The organism is Cyclobacterium sp. 10D3-21, assembly GCF_055809755.1.
Map to the genome: position 1 here is coordinate 4,607,202 of NZ_CM147924.1, position 22,841 is coordinate 4,630,042.

The following is a 22,841-nucleotide window of genomic DNA, read 5'->3' on the forward strand; positions in this document are numbered from 1 at the left end:
AGTTTTGGAGTCATTGGGTAGGTTAATTATTAATTAAATTCAGATTTAAGCAATTTAAATATAAAGGTTAATCATGTAAATAAAAACATACTTTTCTTAAGTGGTAAAATCCTGTAATAATAAATGGAAGTATCGGTAATAATAAAAAACCATAGATATTTTAAAGGGATTGAGAAAAGTAGCCCCATTTTGAACAATTCACTTCGTTTTAGCTTAAAATTATAATTCTTTTTACCTTGTAATAAATAAATTTCAAACTCCCCTGAGATTTTCAAAAATGCCGATGCTTCCAAAAAGAAAAGTTAAAATCAGTCTTCCTGCAGAAACAGCCGCAGGGCTAAAATCCATACAGACCGTTGCTTATCGCATTTGGGAGGAAACACATGTGGGTAAAGGGGTTAAAACACTGTTTAAACTTAACCAACCCAATGGCTTTGATTGTCCGAGCTGTGCCTGGCCAGACCCTGATGCCGATAAAGTTTCCAAAATTGCTGAGTATTGTGAAAATGGAGCCAAGGCTGTTGCCTGGGAAGGAAGTGCAAACACAATTGAATCTACTTTTTTCGAGCAATATAGCATCAATGATTTATTGGAAAAATCTGATCATTGGCTGGAAAAACAAGGCAGGCTTACCCAGCCTATGGTATTGAAGGCGGGTGATTCCCATTACTCCCCTATTACCTGGGAAGCTGCTTTTTCCCTTATTGCAACGCAACTTCATGCCCTTGACCATCCAGATCAGGCCATATTCTATACTTCAGGTCGCACAAGTAATGAAGCCGCCTTTCTTTACCAGTGTTTTGTCAGGCAATTTGGTACCAACAACCTGCCAGATTGTTCCAATATGTGCCATGAGGCATCAGGTAAAGCCCTAACAGACACCGTAGGAATTGGTAAAGCTTCTGTAGTGCTCAATGACATTCCTAAAGCAGATTTATTGATCGTGATGGGGCAAAATCCAGGAACCAATGCGCCCAGAATGCTGACAGCAATGGAGGAATTAAAAAATAATGAAGGAAAGATCATTTCAGTAAACCCTTTGCCGGAAACTGGCTTGTTACAATTCCGCCATCCACAAAAACCCTGGGAATGGATCGGAAAGCCAACTTCCATTCATGACCTTCACTTGCAGGTAAAAGTCAATGGGGATCTTCCTTTATTAAAAGCCTTGCTTAAAATGCTTTTAGAGGCAGAAGAAAAAGCTCCTGGAAAAGTGTTTGATACTGCTTTTATTACCGAAAAAACGGTAGGAATTGAAGCCCTTTGTCAACATATAGCCGAAACAGATCTCCCTGAAATGATTTTAGAAAGTGGTGTTCCTGAAAAGCAAATTAGGGAAGCGGCTTCACTTCTTATAGAAAAGAAGAACATTATCATCGCCTGGGCGATGGGCATCACCCAACATAGAAATGCGGAAAATACCATCCGGGAAATTGTGAACATCCTTTTATTAAAAGGAGCCATAGGTAAACCTGGTGCTGGCACCTTGCCGGTAAGGGGCCACAGTAATGTACAAGGTGACCGCACCATGGGGGTTTGGGAAAAAATGCCTGAAAGCTTTATGCAGCGACTTGGGAATGCTTTCAATTTTAAACCGCCAACCAAAGATGGGGTGCATGCCGTAGGGGCCATTCAGGCCATGGTCGATGGTAAGGGCAAAGTTTTTATGGGTATGGGAGGTAATTTTGCCCTGGCTGCTCCTGATACGGTGAAAGTTTTTGAGGGATTGAAGCAATGTGCGCTTACCTTTCATGTTTCCACCAAACTCAATAGAAGCCATCTTATCCATGGCAAGACAGCCCTAATTCTACCCTGCCTTGGCAGAACAGAGGAAGACCTCAGCAGCCATGGTGCTCAGTTTGTCAGTACGGAGGATACTGCGGGGAGGGTTAGAAGGTCGCACGGTGACCTTAAGCCTGTTTCCCCTGATTTAAAAAGTGAAGTGGCCATTGTTTGCGACATGGCCAGAGCGGTATTGGGTAAAGAAAACGCTACCGACTGGGAAGGAATGAGCCAAGATTACAGCCTAATTCGGGATAAGATAGCCGAAGTCATACCTGGGTTTGAAGGCTATAATGAGAGAGTAAAAGTAGCAGGCGGATTTTACCTGCCCAATGGTGCAAGAGAAAGGAATTTCAATACTCCTGACAAAAAAGCCCGACTAACCATAAACCCTGTCAACTTTAACAAAAATCCTGAGACTCCTTTTATATTAATGACGGTTAGGAGTCACGACCAATTCAACACCACCATCTATGGCTATGACGACCGATACAGGGGAATAAGCAACAGCCGTGAAGTAGTGATGATGAATAAAGAGGACATGAATCAGTATGGATGCAAAGCTGGGGATCTGGTGAAGTTGACAAGTATTTTTGAGGGAGAAAAGCGGATTCTTGAAGGATTTCAGGTGGTACCCTATGACATCTCTCCAGGATGCCTTTCCGTTTATTTCCCTGAAGGAAATGTACTGGTAGCATTGGGGAATAATTCAGAAGAAAGCCATTGCCCTGCCTCTAAATATATAGAAGTATTTTTGGAAAAAGTGGACAATGGGAGCGACGAATAGTCTGGTAAGTTTTAGCAGGATACACAAGTACAGCAATTCTGAAATATCAGAGTTGCAAGACTTGATTGCCGTGGAAGAGCCCTTGCAAATCCGTCTGGAATTTGAGCACAATGGGGAATGGCACAAAAAGGATTTGCTGGTCACCATGAGGAGTCCGGGAAATGATTTTGACTTGGCCCTGGGCTTTTTATTTGCAGAAGGAATTGTCGAAAGTGACAAGGACATCTTGTTGATGCGGTATTGTCAAAAAGTGAAACCAGAGGAAAAAGGCAATGTATTGATCATCAAATTTGTAGAAGGCCATGCCATAGACCTCAAGAAACTTGGGCGGAACTTTTACACCAACTCAAGTTGCGGTGTTTGTGGAAAAACAGCCATTGAAGCCGTGAAATGTGAAAACGGTGCTTTGCCATTGGATGAAAAATGGCAGATTAATCCTGCAACCATACTGGCCATTCCTGAAAACTTACAGTCCTCCCAAACAGCGTTCAAATATACCGGTGGACTGCATGCAGCAGCCTTGTATGATCATAGTGGAGAGTTATTACTGCTTAGGGAAGACATTGGGCGTCACAATGCTTTGGATAAGCTTATTGGCGCTAGCTTGAAAGCCAAAATTGATTTAGGCAAAGATAAAATTGTCTTGTTAAGTGGCAGGGTAAGCTATGAAATGGCTCAAAAAGCCATCAATGCAGGCATTCCTGTGGTATTGGCTTTCGGGCCTCCTACCCATTTAGCAGTAGCACTTGCCAAGGACAAACGGATGACATTGATTGGATTTTTAAAAAAAGAAAGCTTCAATATTTATAGCGGCGAAGAAAGAATTAAAATAGTGGGTAAAAAAATAATTTAAAAATTACCCACCATTTACAATGGAAAAATTCCATCTTGAAAAGTGTATTTATCACCTGTTTCAAAGGTACAAATGTTGGGAAGATTAAAAATACCGTGATCAGGGTATTTTTTCTGCATTTTTTTGATACTGACTATCCGATTTTTAATCTTAAAAAAATAAATAGGGTCCTTGAATTTATATCATTACCATTATCTATTGTCTCTGATTACTTGGATTCAATAGTAAACATGAATATACATATTTTTTTTGAAATTTTAACCATCTTATTTAAGAGCGAATCCATAATATCTAATTTCTAAACCCTACCTCCAAAATTCAGATTGTGATGAGGAACTTAGTTATCTATATTTCTTATTTCCGTATCTACCTTTCCTTTATGCTAAATAGTTTTACTATAAATTTGAGGGGCTTTATTCTTTTTTATTTGGTGATTCATTTATATTGCAAAATATTACTCCTATATTTTTGATATAAAATGAATAAAATATTTTATTAAACAAATTTTATAATATTTAGTTTGATCTGACTGGATAATGATAGCGATGTCGAAAAGTGCAATAATGGACTTTATTCTGGATGTCCCTGCCTTAATTCCTACTATTGAATTATTTGCGTCAAAAACAAAGTGAATGCCAACCTATCGACCTGTCTTTAAGGACCTGTAAAAAACAGGTGTTCGGACCAGTATCCTATAAATGAAATAATTCAATTCAAAAACAAAAAACATGAAAACTACACTCACAATTTTCCTTATGTTCCTTGTGACCATGATTTATGCACAAACACCAGAGGAGGCATCCATAAAAAATGTGCTAACTGCCAAAACCACGGCCTATATGAATCATATTATGATGCGGGGGCGGCTCATTGGGATTCTAAAAACGAAGTATCCTTTTTAGTAACAAATGCAGGTTATAGATCCAACAACTGGGAAGAGATTAGCAAGTCTACGAAGGATGATATGGAAAACAATTCCAATCTAATAAAAGCTACCTTATAGACCTCTGATTTTGATTTTTCGGTTAATGGAAAACAGGCTTTTGTAGTTTATATACAAAACATAACGTTCGATGGCGAAAAATACAAGAGCTATGAAGTAGGGAACCTGCACAAGGTAAAAGGTAAATGGAAATTGGCGGCAATGGTCTCAAGTAAAATTGAGGATGAATAATAGGCGCTATCCTCTCTTCTTAAAATAGGATAAGAAAAATCTCTATGGCAATAAATCAAATAATCAAAAAACATTTTCCTCCTCCTGAAAGAAAAAAAGAAGGGAAAGTAGGCTTGAAATGACCAACTACTTTCTCTTCCTTTGGTTGGATTAAGCCCAAAATTTCTCTTGCCATTATATTTTTTGATGGAGTGGCATCAAATTTATCTATTGGATACTATTTTTTTATCACCATAACAGTGTTATCACTTGGTCTCAGAGCTCGGATTTTTAAAATAAAGCACCGCCTTCTTTACTAGAAGGCATTTCCTTTCAGTTTTTCAGAATAAAGCCCATTGCGAAGCATCCACTTCTTTAAGGCATCTCTTTCTTGCTGTGTTAAGATTTGATTGGCTTTGTTAAGTTCGTTTTTTAACCTACCCAAATCAAAACGCACATTTTTAATAATCCTTTTGTAATAATCTAAATAAGAAGTCTCCATAACAATTGAATTAAAATTATGACGATAAAACCCAAATAATCAAAACCTTTCATTAACCAAGTATGATCCCGTAATAGTGAATAATATTACGTTTACCACTCAATAATGTTATCATTCCGAACTTTTATTTTTTATATGGCTAAAAGCAATTCTCCAAACCTTGTGCCATAAATTTGATTGTTGTTTTAAATAATTGAAGCGCAATTGAAGAATGACAATCTGACTGAATTTTAAAGTCGATTTGACATAAAATGGACTTTTTGACCATTGGAACACCTGAATTTCAACATAAATTTTAACAGAACGCTGCTCATGTTTTAATGCACAATCTGGTAGCTTTTGTTGCCAGAATAAATACCTATATTTATTTATATAGCTTTATAATAAGGTCAACTAGCTTGGCAAACAAAATAAGGCATAAGGCAAAAGAGCTAACATAAAATCAAATAAAAAGAATGATTTATCCTACTTGTATGCAGAAATATTGATTTTATTGTTGTTTATTATAACTGTATTTTCATTTTATCTAAAAGACTTAATAAGGGTGAATATGTATTTGTATAAAATAGGATGTTTGGCATTAAGCCTTTTTGCTTTGACGGAAGTTTTTGGTCAAAAAAGTAATTTGGAACCTTGGGAAAAGCGCATATCGGACAAACAACTAGACAAGCTTCCTGCTAAAGGCCCCTATTTTGTTATAGACGACCGAATAATTGAGGACCGATGGATGGTTGAGCGTTTTGTTGTTCCACTTGAAAAATACGCAGGGAATCCAGTTGTTGTGAAAGAACATTCCTGGGAAGGATCAGGGCCTTTATTGGGTGGGAAAGTTTTATTTGATCCACAAGATCAATTGTACAAACTGTGGTACAGTGTATGGGATTCTGCCTCTTATTATAGCAAACTTCCTTTCTCCTACAATATTGCTTACGCAGAGTCAAAGGATGGCATCAAATGGGAAAAACCAATTTTAAACGTATTTGATCGGAAAGATGCTTCCTATAAAAAAACAAACTTGGTCAAATTAGGAAGGGAGAAAACCCAGGACATAGATGTTGAGTTTAATCCTTTATCAAATGCAGCTGAGAATAGATTTGTTGCTATCCACAATGAGGCTGGAGGTGTATTTGTATCTTATTCTGCTGATGGAAAGACTTTCAATAGTTCATTTAAAAATCCTGCGGTCTGGTACCACAGTGATACCCGAAACAATTTTGTATTTGATGAAGTGCGCAATAGATGGTTTGTGTTTGTGCGTCCAAAAGCCTATGCAGGTGAAGGCATAAAACAGGTAAATAGACGGCGCATTGCGGTCGTGGAAAGCGAAGACTTGGTGAATTGGACGCATGAACGCACGGTAATGGTTCCTGAAGAAGGAGATGTGACCGATTTTTATGGTATCACTGTTATTAGAAGGGGGGATTTATTCTTTGGATTTCTTCAACTCTACGCCCCTGGAAAAACAGAAAAAGTCACTGCAGAATTGGTCTGGAGTGATGATGCCTATCAATGGTACCGATTACCTGCCAATGCCCAAAAGAGTCCTTTAAATTTGGGTAAGGAAAATGAGTGGGATGCGGGACAAATACGTATTTCAGAACCCGTCATTAAAGGGGATGAAATGCTGTTTTACTATTCTGGCAACAAGTCAAATCATGACAGCCCTGGTAGCCCAGCCATTGGCATTGCCACTACTAAAGTGGATCGATTATTCGGTGCTCGCTCACAAGCAGGTACGCTCGGCAGAATTCTTACACGCCCTTTTGAGGTGGATGGCGACTTATTCATCAATGCCGATGCAGGGGGAGAAATTCGGGTTGAGGTGCGTTCAGCAATTCGTGATGAACCACTGGAGGGCTGGACTGCTGATGAATGTACTCCTTTTACAGGGTCGGGGCTAAACATCGGGATTCGCTGGGGCAATAAAAAATTAAGTGACTTAAAAGGGGAAATGGTACGACTTCGGTTTACGCTAAAGGATGGGACGCTATATTCCTTTGATATATTATAAATCAGTGAGTCATTTGAAAATCAAGTGGATTGGCTCTACCCCATTCAGGCGTCGTTTGTAACTACTCCTCTCTATCCCATAGAATAGGTAATTCACTTCCTGATTTACAAACATTATCTATTAAATTGTTTTAACTAAAATAATACTACATATTTGTCCAAAATTATTTAACATCACCCAAAATTTAAAGTGTGTAAGCTTGAATTTTGGTTATGACATCTTTTTAAAAATTATCTTAAACTATTTAATTGTACTGAAATGAAAAGAATTTTTATGTTTATTTTTATGGTTTGCTTATCATTTGTGGCACCGGCGCAAACCCATTTTTATGAAAATCCGGATTTTGATCAACTAACAGCAGGACATGAAATCATTGCGATAGTTCCCTTTAGTGCTTCTGTAAACTTAAGGCCTAAACAAATGAAAGATATTAGTACCGAACAGTTGGCGAAAATGGAAGAATCCGAAGGTTTAAGTATTCAATCAGCCATGTATTCTTGGTTCCTTAAGCGTGAAAAACAGAATAAATTAAAGGTAAAGGTTCAAGACACCAACACCACCAATGCCTTATTAAGAAGAAATGGAATATTTACAGAAAATCTGGTAGATTATACACCCGAAGAGTTGGCTCAAATCATTGGTGTTGATGCGGTTATTATGGGAACCTTTGAAACCACTAAACCCATGTCAGAAGGTGCTTCGTTAGCTTTAGGGGTGTTAGTGGGATTTTATGGTTCTACCAATAAGGCCATAGTTAACATGTCAATTTTCAATGCACAACAGGGGGAGCTTTTGATAAATTACAATAAGGCCGTTTCTGGATCGATGGGAAGCTCAACAGAGGATTTAATCAATGTACTTATGAGAAAAGCTTCAAGAAGAATCTCTTATGTTAAATAACATATAGAAGAGAATAGAATGAAACTAGCAATTAAAATAAAGAGGTGTAGTTAAAAACTACACCTCTTTATTTTTTAATTTGAAATAACATATCAATTTCCTCCTACCCATTCAGGTATAGTTTACTCCTGCCTCTTCGTTCCTCATGGAATTTGGAATACTTATAACCTTGCCCGACTAATTATCGTTTTTGAACCCTAAGTCCGGTAAGGTGAGGAATACCCTCATACTACTGAATTAATGGTACTTACAACAAAATGCACCTTTATGTAAAAATATAAAACCATTGGTTAATTAATATTTTTGGTCGTACTTTTACCAATATTTATATTGCTTAAACTATGAATAACATCATTAAGCTCATTTTTTTAGGACTAATTGCATTTTTTTATTCTTTTGATTCATTTTCTTATGTATCAAGACCATTCCAGGCCAAGGATCAGCATGCAAATCTTGCTGTTTCCCTTTATGAATATGCGGAAATCACAAATGTAGGGGACATTTATTTCACCTTTGAAGAGTTTTTGGATCAGGAGAACACCCTCAAATTTAAACCAATCGAAGGGCCATCTACCAATCTTGGCTTTACAGAAAGCAACTATTGGTTAAGGCTTTCCATTAAAAACACATCTGAGGACCTACTTCATTATTTTCTGGAGACAGGAAGACCAATCACAGACCATGTGGACCTTTATTTAGTAACAGAGGGGGAACCCGTTAAAGTACTGAACAATGGGGATCTGATCCCTTTTAAAGAAAAAAGCTTCGCACACCGAAAAATTATTTTTCAGCTGGATTTAAAACCCGGTAAAATTTATCAAGTGTATGTACATTACCAAAGTGATGGAGAGGTAATCAACCTGCCACTGGAATTACATACCCCAACAAGTCTGGTACAAAGTTCCTATCAAAAACAGTTGTTTCATGGTTTATTTTATGGGATTTTACTATTGGCTGGAGCAGTTTACCTTTTTTTTTATTTTGGGATTGGAGAAAAAAGTTTTCTTTTATACAGTGTCTATGTGCTTTCTGTGGCTTTGCTTCACATGTCATTAGATGGTTATTTCTTTCAATACATCAATCCAGCATCGGGCTGGCTCAACAAAAACGCCATACTCATTACTGCCACCCTCTCAGCAATGGCTTTTGGCAGGTATGCACAGATTTATACCAATGTACAGAAATGGAGCAAAGGGTCAAACAAAGTGTTAAATCTCTTGCTGAGTGCCTTAGTGATTCTTTTAATCTGTGTAGTATTTATTCCCAATGGAAAGGCGATCTATTATCCTGCCGTAAATTTGCTTAGTTTCCTATTGTTGTTGGTTTTGATTACTACTGTTTTGCTCAGTTATGTAAAAGGCCAAAAACTGGATTTCTTTTTCACCTTAGCCATCTTTAGTTTTACCGTAGGTTTTTTCATCCTGATTTTCAACAATTTCAGTTTGATCCCTAATTCCTTTTTTACAGAAAACGGTTCTAAAATAGGTACTGGTTTTGAAATAATCTTTCTCTCATTGGCCATGTCTAATCGAATCAGGCTTCTAAAATCAGAAAAAGGAAAACTTCAGGAAATTGCCTTGCAGAAGTCAAAGGAATCCAATGAAATTAAATCTTATTTTCTTTCTAATATTAGTCATGAATTAAGAACGCCCTTAAACGCCATTATAGGTTTGACGCAGTCAATTAGGGAAATAAATAAGGAAGAATCAATAAATTCAAACCTGGATGTAATCCAATATTCATCCATGGGTTTACTTGGAGCCATTGATGATGTTCTGGATTATTCTAAAATTGAAAAAGGGGAATTAAGGTTGGAGGAATTACCATTTGATTTGAAAAAAATGGTACATCAACTTGCTGCCACCTTTGAAAGACAAGCAAAGGACAATGGGCTCGAATTTATATTTGAAGAGGTTGGTAACCTTCCGGAGCTTTTGATTGGGGACAAAAGAAGAATGGAGCAAATAATTCAAAACCTGCTCAAAAATGCTTTAAAATTTACCCTAAAAGGTAAAATCGGCTTCAAAGTAGAAGCCATTGAGATGCCTAATGAACAGGTTTTGTTAAATATACAGGTGACAGACACCGGTGTTGGAATTAAAGAGAAAAAGCTGGAAAGCATTTTCGCGTCCTTTACGCAAGGGCAGAATGACGATAAACGAAAATTTGGAGGTTTAGGGCTGGGACTATGTATTGTAAAAGCCTTGGTAGATTTGCATCAGGGAAAAATAGAGGTTCAAAGTGAAGAAGGGGTTGGTACTACGGTGAGCCTACAGATAAACAAAACCCTTCCAAAAAACAGAGATGGAGCCAATTCGTTTGATTACGCAAAATCAGGTGTATTTGATCTGGAAAACAAAAGGATACTGATCGTAGAAGACAATGCACTCAATCAAATGGTGTTGAAAGTTTTAATAGGCAATTGGAAAAACTCAAGTTTTGAGATCGCAAATAATGGGCAAGAGGCAATCGACTTGCTAAAGGTCAAACCTTTTGATGTGGTTTTGATGGATTTACAAATGCCTGTAATGGATGGGTACGAGGCCACAACGGCCATTCGTGCCGGAGCAGCTGGGACATCCTTGAGCAAAGTGCCGATTATTGCGGTTACCGCTGATGTGACACAAAAGGCCAGGTTCAGGGTTTTGGAAGTGGGCATGGATGATTATATGACCAAACCGATTAATAAAGAAGAACTTTACAATAAAATCAAAAAAGCGATTTATTTAGGAGATCCTGAAATGCCCCATAAATAAGCGAAGGTTTTGAACAAAAAAGGCAAACTTTAAAGCATTCATTTTAGTCAGCTATGGATTTCAATTGAAAAAATAAGTGCCATTCAGGTTCCAAAAAAAGAAATTCAGCTTTTAAATTGCCAATAAATCCTCCAATCCTATAAAAATCCTTCCTGGGTTAGCTCGTGATTGATAACAGCACCTACCATGTTTCCACTGTATACAGCCATGGCCACGGAACGGATCATAGAACTGTTATCCCCACAGGCTAAAACCCCATCCACAGAAGTTTTTCCCATTGGATCCACTTCTATGTGCCCGTGTTCTGTAAGTTTGCAACCCAATTCAACAGGTATAGCATTTTGTTCAAATGGAATGGCGGCATAAGCGGCATCAAATGTCTCCTTACTTCCATCCTTAAACTGAATGTTTTTCATATATCCAGCTTCATGCTCAATAGCTGAAATCTCTTTTTCTAGTATTTTAATGCCATGCTTACTTAATTTATGCGTCTGTTGATCATCAAATGTTTTATCACCTGCAGTAAGTATCGTTATGTCCTTGCTTAGGTTGTTGACCAATGAAGAGAGATGAATAGCAATGTCCCCATTGGCCATTATGGCTGTTTTTTTATTTCTTATTTCATAGCCGTGACAATAAGGGCAATGCACAACTGATATGCCCCAGCATTGGGCAAAACCTTCTATTCCAGGCATTAGGTCTTTTATTCCTGTTGCAAGTATTAGTTTTTTTGTGTAAAAAGTATCTCCCCGATTTGTTGTAATATCAAATCCTTCAGCAACTTTTTTACCACCAATTGCCAATCCTTCGTAAAACTTTACAGTTTCATATTTGGCCACCTGCTTTCTGGAAATTTCCGTGATTTCCTGTGGGGTGCTCCCATCCTGTGTTAAAAAATTATGGGAATATGGTGTTTGACGGTTGCATGGTGTTCCGGCATCTATGATTAAAATATTCCTAAGGGAACGGCCCAAAGCCATTGCTGCGGAAAGTCCTGAATAACTACCGCCAATGATGATTACTTCAAAATCTTTTGTAGGTTTCATATGTTTGAATTTTTTGAAAGAAAACCGGGTAAACATACAAGCATAGAAGTAATTAGCATTCAAACGGGTTTTAATATATCTTCCTTCCCACTTTTGCTCTATGCCTTCGACAAATGTAAACAAAATAAATACTAATGCAACTATGTTGCAATATATTCATAGGAATTCCCACTTGCCTTTACAACAGTAAGAAAGCACCAACAACAAAAGGAGATTTTTGAATTCCATATCCTATAGGCAATATCAAATCATAAGGAAAAGTTAGCCAATTATGGTTACTTTTTACCGATGTCTTAGAATCTGGATTTAAGTATCTGGCAAAGAAAAATTTTCATAAAACTGGTAAATTCGCTTCGTCTCTTGGTTAATTATAAGCGAAAAATAGCCAAATTCTCCTGCCCCTCCTGAATCTCCAATAAGAAGTTTACCATCCAAAAAACATGCGATACCTACAGCTGCTCCAATCCTGACAAGCTGCCCCATGATTATGAACCTTGTCAAAACCGAAGTTTTTTGCTAATAAAAACACTACTTTGATCACTGACCTATATAAGAAAGACCTATTGGAATAAAAAAAATTAGTAGGTTATGACTGTATTTTAGCTGAATTTACGACTCATTTAATTCGATTTAAGATGATTCACGTCATAAAAATTAACTTTTTTTGTTAATAACATTTTTTTTATTCTGTTAATACATTTTCCTATGGATTAAAACCATTTCAGGCAAAGGATCAAGATGCACACTATTCCGTGTCACTTCATGAATATGCGGAAATAACAAACGTTGGCGACAGCCATTATAGTTTTGAGGAATTTTTGGCTCAGGAAAAGAACCTGAAATTTAAATCAATCGAAGGCCCATCAACCAACCTTGGCTTTACGGAAAGTGAATTTTGGTTGAGGTTTACCATTGAAAACACCACAGAAGACCTGCTTCATTATTTTTTTGAAACAGGAAGACCAATTACCGATCATGTGGATCTTTATATGGTATCAGAACGGGAGCCTGTCAAGGTTTTTAGAAATGGCGACCTGATCCCTTTTAAAGAAAAAAGCTTTCCTCACAGAGGAATTATTTTTCCCCTGGATTTGAAACCTGGAGAAACCTATAAAATTTATATTAATTACCAAAGTGATGGAGAAGTTATCAACCTTCCATTGAAATTGTATACCCCAACAAGTCTCGTAATAAGCTCCTATCAAAACCAATTGTTTCATGGGATATTTTATGGAATTTTGATTTTGGCAGGAGCCGTATATTTGTTTTTTTATTTTGGGATAGGAGAAAAAAGTTTCCTATTATACAGTATTTATGTGATTTCTATAGGTCTGCTACACATGTCATTTGATGGCTACTTTTTCGAATACATCGATCCGGCATCGGGTTGGCTTAACAAAAATGGGATATTGATTGCTGCCACTCTTTCAGGGATAGCATTTAGCCGGTATGTACAGATTTATACCGGTGTAAAAAAATGGAGCCGAACATTGGATAAAAGTATTAAATTTCTAATAGGAGTCTTGGTATTGCTTTTAGGATGCATAGTATTATTTCCCAATGGAAAGACTATCTATTATCCAGCAGTAAATTCACTTAGTTTCCTTATGCTTTTGGTCACTACTGTTTTGAGGAGTTATGCAAAAGGTGAAAAAATTGATTTCTTTTTCACCATTGCCATGTTTAGTTTTACTGTAGGATTTTTTATTCTGATCTTCCATAATTTCAATTTAATTCCCAATTCCTTTTTTACAGAAAATGGTTCTAAAATCGGAACGGGTATGGAAGTTATTTTTCTATCTCTAGCCATGTCTAACCGTATCAGGTTGTTAAAATCAGAAAAAGGAAAACTCAGAGAGACGGCCTTGCAGAAGTCCGAAGAATCCAATGAAATCAAATCATTTTTTCTTTCTAATATCAGCCACGAGCTAAGGACACCGCTTAATGCCATTATTAGTTTAACCCAATCTATCCGAGAGAGTAGTAAGGACACAACGATAAATTCAAACCTGGATGTAATCCAATATTCTTCCTTGGGCCTGCTGGGATCCATTGATGACATCCTGGATTATTCGAAAATTGAAAAAGGGGAATTGAGCTTGGAGGAAATGCCCTTCGATTTGAAAAAATTGGTAAATCAAATCGCCGCTTCTTTTGAAAAACAAGCTCGTGACAAAGATCTCGAATTCACATTCGAGGTGGTCGGTACACTTCCAGAGCTTTTGATTGGCGATAGAAGAAGAACAGAACAACTGATCCAAAACGTACTAAAAAACGCTTTGAAATTTACTTTAAATGGCAAAATAGGCTTCAAAGTAGAGGCGGTAGTGCTACCTAAGGATAAGGTGCTATTAAAGGTGGAAGTGACGGATACCGGTGTGGGAATAAAAGAGGAAAAATTGAAGAGCATTTTCGTCTCCTTTATTCAGGGACAGAATGATAATAAGCGGAAGTTTGGTGGTTTTGGCCTGGGACTTTGTATTGTAAGGGCATTGGTAGATTTGCACAAAGGCAAAATAGACATTCAAAGTGTAGAAGGAGTAGGAACAAAGGTTAGCCTGGAGTTAAACAATACCCTACCTATAAACGGTGAGGGAAAAGACCCTTTTGATTTTGCGAAGTCGGGTATTTATGACCTGGAGAACAAAAGTGTATTGATCGTAGAAGACAATATCATCAACCAATTGGTGTTGAAAAAGATAATGAGTGGTTGGTCAAATGCAAATGTCGCGGTAACCAATAATGGACTAGAGGCAGTGGAATTGCTTAAGCTAAAACCTTTTGACATAATATTAATGGATTTACAAATGCCAGTAATGGATGGTTTTGAGGCGACCAAGGCCATTCGTGCCGGAGTTTGTGGGTCAGCAATAAGCAATGTACCGATAATCGCAGTAACCGCTAACGTTACTGAAGAAGCCAAGATCAAGGTCTTTGAACTGGGCATGGACGATTACATGACCAAGCCGGTGATTAAGGATGAACTTTACAATAAAATCAAAAAAGCGATTTATTTACAAGAGATAGAGATGCCTGTTATATAATAAAAGGTGTTGTGTAAATTAATACTTGTGTATCATTAAACTCAAAGGTCTGGATGTTTAACCTGATGACATGTTCCTGTGCCAGACGCTTTTTTGCCTTTATAGCCTTTTCACCATACGGAGGTATAGAATTTCCGATAAATTCCAGTTGTACCCTTTAAAATCAGTAGTATTTGTGAATTGTACAACATCCCTATCCTTTTGGTATTTTGCTATAAAAAGATACCCAAGAACAAGACCTGTATGCTCATAGACCTAAATCGAGGAATAAATTCCTTGCTCACGTTCACTAAATACTGAACCAACGTTTAAAGCAGGTAGAAATACACCCACATAGGCTACCGTGACCAACAATCCAACCATTAATTTTACATGTATTTTTGTCTTTACACAGTAATTAATTCTTCAGTATTGGAGAACCAAAAAGAATTCATTAAATTAATGCTACAAATCAACAGATTAAAGATGGGCACTTTTGATTTCTACAAATTCAATGGTTGCTTTATCCATGATCTGTAATAAACCCCATAGAAACCATGCAAATAACCCTGAAAACTGACCACAGGTCTACTTTGAAAACAGCTGGCTGGTTGTTGCCTATAGCCATTGTATTCCCAATCCTTGTGCACCTGGCCCCTCCTATTAATGGTGTTCCTATTGGCGCCTATTTGTTACCCATGTTCTACATCCCGTTTGTGGCTTTAGTGGCTTATCGACTTCGTGTGGCTCTTATCGTTGCCGCTTTGGCACCGCTGATAAACTTTCTTATAACCGGCAATCCACAATGGGGCTTGATGGGTATCCTTACTGTGGAACTGGTCTTTTTTACCCTCCTGGCAAATGTATTGCTTCAGGGGAGATTAAAATGGATTGCTGCTCCCATGGCCTATACCGGAGCAAAAATAATTTCATCCACTTTATTGCTTGTAATTCCACTGCTTGAAGTTGCCCCTTTTCAATTTTTCAGCACTTCACTAAGCAATGCAACGGCAGGTATTTTGATTTTATTGGTGATCAATATTCTAAGCTTGAAGTTCCTCCCCAGTCAAGAGGGAATGGATTAAATAATATATTATACCCAAGGGCCTAAGATAAAACCTGCGGCTAAAATCAAACAAGCATGGATACTAAAGTACCCGTTTCTTTTGTTAAGATAAGCAAAGCACTGGCAGGGTTCACCTTTCCTCCGACAGATATCATCGTTGGTATAGGTAGAGGTGGAATTGTGCCTGCCAGCCTGGTGGCCCATCAGCTTGAACGCCCCCTTTTTATTGCTTCGGTTAACTATAGAGACGACAAAAATCAACCCAATAGGGAATCACCAGAATTTTTAGAAGTATTTCAAGCTTCCTTTCCAAAAGGCAGCAGGGTGCTACTGGTCGATGATGTAGCCGTTACTGGAAAGACCATAGCCCTGTTAAAAAAAACATTGAAGGATTATTCGGTCAACACTTTTGTCTTGAAAGGAAAAGCCGATTTTGTTCTTTTTCCAGACATTAAAACTTGTGTTCACTGGCCATGGAGCCCCACCACTAAATCCCTCACTAATGAAAATTAGTTGCATTATAGGACTCTTGTTTATTTGTTGCGCCACATCGCTGATGGCACAGGAAAACGACAGCCTGATAATATCCCTGGATGAGGCAATAGTCACCGGCACAAGAATAGCGCGGCAAAAAAGTAAAGTAGCAGCCTCAATATCCACCATTTCCAGGGAAACCATAGAACGCTCAGGAGAACTGAACGTGCTACCCCTGCTGGCTTATCAGGTGCCGGGCTTTCTACTGAATGACCGGGGCATTGCCGGTTTTGGCGTAGGTCCGGGATCAGGAGGAAATATCAGCATTCGCGGAATTAGCGGAACCCCCAATAACAGGGTGCTGGTATTGATTGATGGTCAGCCCCAGTACATGGGCATTTTTGCACACCCCATAGCAGATGCCTACAGTGCCTCCGATATAGAGCGAGTGGAAATCCAGAGAGGAGCAGCATCGGTTCTTTATGGTTCCAATGCCATGGGTGGTGCCATCAATCTGATTACCCGAAAAGCAAGCATAGAAGGCTGGCAGGGATCAGCCAATCTGGGCTATGGATCTTATGGAACCTTTATGGGAACTGTCAATGCTGCTTACAAGCAGGACAAATTCCATTCCATGGTGGCCATCAACCGCAATAGCACTTCTGGCTTTCGGGCCGATGCGGCAGACAGCTTTGAAAATACCACAGGCTACTTCAAAATCGGCTATGCCTTCTCTCCTGCCCTTTCACTTTCCGGAGACCTTCAATTGGCTGATGCCTCCTATTACCAACCGGGACCTATTGCAGCCCCGTCGGAAGAAGACAAACGAGAATACTTGCGGGGCAGGGCTGCGCTTTCCCTGCGCAATGATTGGGGAAATATTTCCGGAGCATTGCTGCTCTTTCATAATTTTGGCGACCATGAATTTCAAACCGGCTTTTCCTCCAAAGACCAAAATCAGGGCATTACCTTTTACCAAAACCTTAGTCTACTCCCCAAGCAAGTCCTTACCGTAGGCATAGATTACAAGCGCTTTGGTGGAAAGGCTTTCAATGAAACGCTTCCTCCTCCCGCCCGAACCGGCTTGGGAACGCAACATACGATCCATGAGACTGACCTATATCTGCAAGCACAACAAGAGCTGGGAGAAAAAACAAGCATCAATGCAGGCCTTCGTCAAGTCAGTAATTCCCAGTATGGAAAAAAGCTGCTTCCCGGTTTTGGCATTGCCTACCAGGCAGGTAAGAATTTCACACTTAAAGCCTCCTCATCCAAAGCCTTTCGAAGCCCATCTGTGGTAGACCTATTCCTTTTCCCACCTTCCAATGAATTGTTGAAACCAGAAGAATTGTGGAACCATGAGGCAGGTTTTCAAACCCTCTTACTGGATAGCAAACTAAGCCTTGAGCTCATGGCATTTCTGGCCAAAGGCAGCAATCTAATTCAGATTAACCCAATGGACACTCCTCCCATAGGTAGGAATTCGGATAGCTTCCAAAACAAAGGCCTGGAAAGTCAAATTCGCTACCAATCTTCGGGGTCCTGGAAAGTTATGCTCAATTACGCCTATGTGGATGCCAGCAAGAATATCTTGTTTGCCCCAAGGCACAACCTGAGCTTTCAGGCTGATCTACAAATGAAAAAATTCACCATCATACCCTCCATGCGCGTCATTGGAGGACTTCGAAACAGCTTATTAGAAACGGATAAAAATGAAAATTACACCTTATTGGACCTTAGGGGAATGTATGCCATAAGCCCCAAGATAAAAGCTTATGTCACAGGCAAAAACCTCCTTAACACAGCTTATCAACTCGAAAAAGGTTTCCCTATGCCGGGAATAAATGTAATGACTGGCATCCATCTTAAATTCTAACCCAAACGATCATGGAAAATAACAAGCAAAATAACCAAAGAAGGGCATTCTTAAAATCATTGGCCGGATTGACGGCCGGAATGATGTTGCCCCTAAGCAGTATCAATGCAGAAGGAAAAGCCATCCCCAGTCCCTATATGCGGGACAGGCTGGGAGATTTACTTCCCAAGCGGAAATTTGGCAAATCTGGTTTGTCGGTCACCATGCTTGGATTGGGAGGTGCCCATATTGCCCGCATGAAGGAAAGTGAAGCGCAAAGAACCATAGAACGCGCACTTGAAGGAGGCATAAGGTTCTTCGACAATGCAGAGTCCTATGGAGGCGGAACTGGGGAAAGAAGGTATGGACAATTTCTTACACCCAAATACAGAGACCTGGCCTTTATCCAAAGCAAGTCAACAGCAAGAGATGGAAAAACTGCTCAGGAGCATCTTGAAGGCACTCTTAGTCGGATGAAAACAGACTACATCGATCTTTGGCTGATTCATGCGGTGACCAGTCCCGGTGATGTGGACAGCAGGTTAAAAAATGGGGTCCTGGATTATGTCTTGAAGGCTAAGGAAAGCGGAAAAGTAAAGCATATAGGATTCTCGGGCCACTCGGATTACAATGCTCACCTGAGAATGTTGGAAAGCACGGATGAACTGGAAGCCTGCCAAATGCCCATCAATGCCTTTGATCCAAATTACAAGAGCTTTATTACCAATGTGATGCCAAAATTAATAGAAAAAGGAATGGCTCCTTGTGCCATGAAAACCCTGGCCAATGGTGGTTTTTTTGGGGGTACCACCCATTTCAACAGTGGCGACAAGCCACGCATTGTCCCGAATGTATTGACAGTAGAAGAAGCCATTTATTTCTCCTGGTCCCTACCCATCAGTGTATTGGTGACAGGTGCCGACCATGCCGACATGCTCACAGAAAAGATTGATTTCGCCAAAAAATTCAAAGCCTTTGACGAGAAAAAACGCCAGGAACTAATAAGCCGTGTTTCCGGATTTGATGGAAAGTCGGTGGAGTATTATAAGGTTTAGGGGGTGTAGATATTAGCATCTATGGGTAATCCTACAAAATCTTTGCAGTTCTTTTTAACGTAATATTTAGTAGTAGATGGAAGGGTAATAATTCTGCAGATTGGCGGAGACAAATCAATCCAACAAAAGGCCATCGAAAAGGCCAAAAACATTTGGGGCAATTTAAAAATGGCTACTTCAGAGTGAAGCAATCTCTTCTGGACGTGGGATTGCTTCGGGATATTTCACATTAATAAACCGAAATAAGTAATCCTACCCCTCGCAATGACGAGTGAACCTCACTGCTAGAAAGTACAACGATGTAAACGCCATACGTCATTGCAAGAAAACACGACAATGCATACGCAATCCGTCATTGCGAGGAGGTACGACGAAGCAATCTCTTCTGATCATGGGGTTGCTTCGGGATATTTCACATTAATAAACCGAAATAAGTAATCCTACCCCTCGCAATGACGAGTGAACCTCACTGCAAGAAAGTGTAACGATGTAAACGCCATACTTCATTACAAGAAAACACGACAATGCATACGCAATCCGTCATTGCGAGGAGGTACGAGGAAGCAATCTCTTCTGATCGGGGATTGCTTCGGGATATTTCACATTAATAAACCGAAATAAGCAATCTTACCCCTCGCAATGACGAGTGAACCTCACTGCTAGAAAGTACAACGATGTAAACGCCATACGTCATTGCAAGAAAACACGACAATGCATACGCAATCCGTCATTGCGAGGAGGTACGACGAAGCAATCTCTTCTGGTCGTGGGATTGCTTCGGGATATTTCACATTAATAAACCGAAATTAGTATTCCTACCCCTCGCAATGACGAGTCAACGTCACTGCAAGAAAGTGAAACGATGTAAACGCCATACGTCATTGCAAGAAAACACGACAATGCAAACGCAATCCATCATTGCGAGGAGGTACGACGAAGCAATCTCTTCTGGTCGTGGATTGCTTCGGGATATTTCACATTAATAAACCGAAATAAGTAATCCTACCCCTCGCAATGACGAGTCAACGTCATCTACAAACCCTACTAGGTGTAATTTGCAATTACACCTTTATATCAATGTTCAATTGAATTTAGAAAAGGATTCTTAAAGTGGCCATTTGTAATGGCTGTCATCGCCTCCGCTTGCTTCGGCTCCGCTCAGAACCCTATGTGTGGGGTTATAAATATTTCGGTTCCGCTGTCTTCGACAGGCTCAGACACCAGCGAAAGAAATGAAGACACCGGCCAGAGACAAGACATCCAACACAAGAATCAGTAAATACGCTAACCACTTAAGACATAGCCTTTTCCTATAATTCGCTACTACCCTTCAAAAACGCTAATTTTGGCATTGGCTTTTTTATGAAATAATTGAAGTAGCTTTGTTTTGTTACACAACATTTGTAGGATAGGAAACTATCACAGCCTTTCCTGTGTTTTCAAATTTGGTGGCAAAATTTGCCTATCCAAATGTTTTAAAAAGTTTGGGAGGAAAATCACCTTGGCTGTCGAACGAAAAAGCTTGTCTTAAATGGCAAAATCTGCTTCTTTTGTACTGATTTTCTTGAAAACAAACCCAATCAGGGAAACCTCAGGCCAAAATTTACGTCATATAACTTCATTGTTTTTATAAATATCCTTACCATGAAAAAAGTATTAATTCCTATTGCCATCATCGCAGTGATCGGGTTCATTGTTTACTCCAAAGCCGTAGGCGTGTACAATACCTTTGTGCAAACCGAAGAAACCATCAACGGTCAGTGGGCTGAAGTAGAAACCCAATACCAACGAAGAGCTGACCTGATTCCCAATTTGGTCAATACGGTAAAAGGATACGCTGACTTTGAACAAGAAACGTTAACGGGTGTTATCGAAGCGCGCGCTAAAGCGACTTCTATCACCTTGCAGGCTGATGACCTTACACCCGAAAACATCGCTAAATTCCAAGGTGCACAGGATCAATTGAGCGGATCACTTAGCAGGCTGCTTGTAGCCGTAGAAAGGTATCCTGACCTGAAAGCCAATCAAAACTTTCTTGAATTGCAAGCGCAACTGGAAGGAACAGAAAACAGGATTGCGGTAGCAAGAAGAAACTTCAACCAATCCGTACAGGGCTACAATTCAAATCTTAGGATTTTCCCAAACAATATATTTGCTGGATGGTATGGGTTTGAGCGCAAAGGCTATTTTGAAGCTTCCGCAGGATCTGAAAATGCACCAACCGTAGAATTTTAAATACACTTATTATGGCCGAAAAATTATTTAGTAAAGCAGACCGTGCCATTATAACAGATGCCATTAGGAATGCAGAAATGGAAACTTCAGGAGAAATTCAGGTGCACATCGAAAACAGCTGTAAAGGCGATGTGCTTGACCGGGCTGCTGAAGTATTTGAGAAACTCAAGATGCACAAAACTGCCCAGCGCAATGCGGTGCTTTTCTATCTTGCAGTGGTGGACCATAAGTTTGCCATTCTCGGAGATGCAGGCATCAACAAGGTGGTTCCCGAAAACTTCTGGGAAAATATCAAAGAAGAAATGCTCGTTCATTTCAAATCACATGCATTCACTGAAGGACTTAGAAAAGGCATAGAAATGTCCGGTCAACAACTTCAACAACATTTTCCTTACGACAAAGAAGGAGACATCAATGAACTCCCTGATGAAATTTCCTTTGAATAAGCCATTATGATTAAAAAAAACCTTTTCTTTTCGATTTTATTACTGGCACTTTCATTTACGAGCTGGGCGCAAGGGGATTTTCCTGAAAAACCCAACCCACCTCGTCTGGTGAATGATTTTTCCAAGACCCTCTCTGACAATGAAGTTCGACAGCTGGAAAGCAAGCTTGTGGCTTATAACGACAGCACTTCTTCGCAGGTCAGCATCGTTTTGATCAGTTCTGTTGGGCCTTATGACATCAGTGATTATGCTTTCCAACTGGGTGACAAATGGGGAATAGGCAGAAAAGACAAGGACAATGGCGTTCTTATATTGGCAGCGATGAAAGACCGCAAGGTTTTTATCGCCACCGGCTATGGCATGGAAGGTGCGATTCCTGATGCATTGGCGAAGCGAATTGTTGATCAGCTGATTGTACCAAACTTCCGAACGGAAAACTATTATACCGGCTTGGATCAGGCCACCGACATGATCTTTAAGCTTGCTTCAGGCGAGTACAAGGCAGAAGACATGGGCTCCGCGGACAAACCAGGAGGAGGCTTGCCACTGTTTCTGATATTGATCGTAGGCTTTGTGATTCTCTCCTTAATCAGAAACCGAAACGACAACAACAACCATATGGGTGGAAAACGTAGTGGTGTAGGGCTCTTCACCACCTTAATGCTTGCCAATATGCTCGGAGGTAGCAGTGGCAAATACGGAGATTTCTCCTCTGGAGGAGGAGGATTCGGCGGTGGTGGCGGAGGTGGTTTCGGCGGCTTCGGTGGCGGTGGCTTTGGCGGCGGCGGTGCAGGCGGAAGCTGGTAGTGCTTTGGCACTTATCTTATTTTTACACGGGCTCAGGCCCGTGTAAAAATAATTTTCACCCTTCCAGGGTTTCCTGTTCTCGTGATACTT

Annotated in this window: 17 protein-coding genes; 14 read left to right on the top strand and 3 right to left on the bottom strand. The window is 39.6% G+C overall.

The window, feature by feature from the left end; all coding sequences use genetic code 11:
• The first annotated feature begins 283 nt into the window (after positions 1–283).
• The 3 genes from AC0L7T_RS17855 (at position 284) to AC0L7T_RS17865 (ending at position 4,324) form a co-directional block, all read left to right on the top strand.
• Positions 284–2,569 carry an FdhF/YdeP family oxidoreductase gene (locus AC0L7T_RS17855; protein ID WP_473337148.1) on the top strand — a complete coding sequence of 762 codons (2,286 nt, stop codon included), beginning with the start codon at positions 284–286 and terminating at the stop codon, positions 2,567–2,569.
• The gene (gene fdhD, locus AC0L7T_RS17860; RefSeq protein WP_473337151.1) at positions 2,553–3,422 is read left to right on the top strand and encodes a formate dehydrogenase accessory sulfurtransferase FdhD; all 870 of its coding nucleotides are present in this window, start codon (positions 2,553–2,555) and stop codon (positions 3,420–3,422) included. Before AC0L7T_RS17855 ends, fdhD begins: the two co-directional genes overlap by 17 nt.
• A 728-nt stretch (positions 3,423–4,150) precedes the next feature.
• Positions 4,151–4,324 carry a hypothetical protein gene (locus AC0L7T_RS17865; RefSeq protein WP_473337153.1) on the top strand — a complete coding sequence of 58 codons (174 nt, stop codon included), beginning with the start codon at positions 4,151–4,153 and terminating at the stop codon, positions 4,322–4,324.
• A 567-nt stretch (positions 4,325–4,891) separates the two neighbouring features.
• Here AC0L7T_RS17865 and AC0L7T_RS17870 read toward each other — a convergent pair.
• Positions 4,892–5,077 carry a hypothetical protein gene (locus tag AC0L7T_RS17870; RefSeq protein ID WP_473337155.1) on the bottom strand — a complete coding sequence of 62 codons (186 nt, stop codon included), beginning with the start codon at positions 5,075–5,077 and terminating at the stop codon, positions 4,892–4,894.
• 550 nt (positions 5,078–5,627) lie between these two features.
• Here AC0L7T_RS17870 and AC0L7T_RS17875 point away from each other — a divergent pair.
• From AC0L7T_RS17875 to AC0L7T_RS17885, 3 genes are all read left to right on the top strand, one after another.
• Positions 5,628–7,088: a hypothetical protein gene (locus AC0L7T_RS17875; RefSeq protein WP_473337157.1), complete on the top strand. Its 1,461-nt coding sequence runs from the start codon at positions 5,628–5,630 to the stop codon at positions 7,086–7,088.
• 258 nt (positions 7,089–7,346) lie between these two features.
• Positions 7,347–7,988: a hypothetical protein gene (locus AC0L7T_RS17880; protein WP_473337159.1), complete on the top strand. Its 642-nt coding sequence runs from the start codon at positions 7,347–7,349 to the stop codon at positions 7,986–7,988.
• A gap of 341 nt (positions 7,989–8,329) precedes the next feature.
• A complete protein-coding gene (locus tag AC0L7T_RS17885; protein ID WP_473337161.1) occupies positions 8,330–10,744 on the top strand; it encodes a hybrid sensor histidine kinase/response regulator in 2,415 nt (804 codons plus the stop codon).
• A gap of 137 nt (positions 10,745–10,881) precedes the next feature.
• Here the strand turns inward: AC0L7T_RS17885 and AC0L7T_RS17890 are convergent, their stop codons facing one another.
• Both AC0L7T_RS17890 and AC0L7T_RS17895 read right to left on the bottom strand, forming a co-directional pair.
• Positions 10,882–11,790 (bottom strand): NAD(P)/FAD-dependent oxidoreductase, encoded by a 909-nt coding sequence (locus tag AC0L7T_RS17890; protein ID WP_473337163.1) that lies wholly within the window; start codon positions 11,788–11,790, stop codon positions 10,882–10,884.
• A 306-nt stretch (positions 11,791–12,096) separates the two neighbouring features.
• Positions 12,097–12,291 (bottom strand): hypothetical protein, encoded by a 195-nt coding sequence (locus AC0L7T_RS17895; protein WP_473337165.1) that lies wholly within the window; start codon positions 12,289–12,291, stop codon positions 12,097–12,099.
• A 251-nt stretch (positions 12,292–12,542) separates the two neighbouring features.
• Here AC0L7T_RS17895 and AC0L7T_RS17900 point away from each other — a divergent pair, with 251 nt between their 5' ends.
• The 8 genes from AC0L7T_RS17900 to AC0L7T_RS17935 all read left to right on the top strand — a co-directional run bounded on the left by AC0L7T_RS17900 (position 12,543) and on the right by AC0L7T_RS17935 (position 22,751).
• A complete protein-coding gene (locus tag AC0L7T_RS17900; protein ID WP_473337168.1) occupies positions 12,543–14,834 on the top strand; it encodes a hybrid sensor histidine kinase/response regulator in 2,292 nt (763 codons plus the stop codon).
• A gap of 536 nt (positions 14,835–15,370) precedes the next feature.
• Positions 15,371–15,898, top strand: a complete 528-nt coding sequence (locus AC0L7T_RS17905; RefSeq protein ID WP_473337170.1) for a hypothetical protein — start codon at positions 15,371–15,373, stop codon at positions 15,896–15,898.
• A gap of 56 nt (positions 15,899–15,954) precedes the next feature.
• On the top strand, positions 15,955–16,392 hold the full coding sequence (locus tag AC0L7T_RS17910) for a phosphoribosyltransferase (protein ID WP_473337172.1): 438 nt from the start codon (positions 15,955–15,957) through the stop codon (positions 16,390–16,392).
• Complete coding sequence (locus tag AC0L7T_RS17915) at positions 16,382–18,229, top strand: TonB-dependent receptor (RefSeq protein WP_473337174.1); 1,848 nt, start codon at positions 16,382–16,384, stop codon at positions 18,227–18,229. The genes AC0L7T_RS17910 and AC0L7T_RS17915 overlap by 11 nt, the downstream gene beginning before the upstream one ends.
• A gap of 11 nt (positions 18,230–18,240) precedes the next feature.
• Positions 18,241–19,263, top strand: a complete 1,023-nt coding sequence (locus AC0L7T_RS17920; RefSeq protein WP_473337176.1) for an aldo/keto reductase — start codon at positions 18,241–18,243, stop codon at positions 19,261–19,263.
• Between the two features lie 1,644 nt (positions 19,264–20,907).
• Positions 20,908–21,498: a LemA family protein gene (locus AC0L7T_RS17925; RefSeq protein ID WP_473337178.1), complete on the top strand. Its 591-nt coding sequence runs from the start codon at positions 20,908–20,910 to the stop codon at positions 21,496–21,498.
• 11 nt (positions 21,499–21,509) lie between these two features.
• A complete protein-coding gene (locus AC0L7T_RS17930; protein ID WP_473337179.1) occupies positions 21,510–21,944 on the top strand; it encodes a TPM domain-containing protein in 435 nt (144 codons plus the stop codon).
• Between the two features lie 6 nt (positions 21,945–21,950).
• The gene (locus AC0L7T_RS17935) at positions 21,951–22,751 is read left to right on the top strand and encodes a TPM domain-containing protein (RefSeq protein WP_473337180.1); all 801 of its coding nucleotides are present in this window, start codon (positions 21,951–21,953) and stop codon (positions 22,749–22,751) included.
• Positions 22,752–22,841 lie beyond the last annotated feature (90 nt).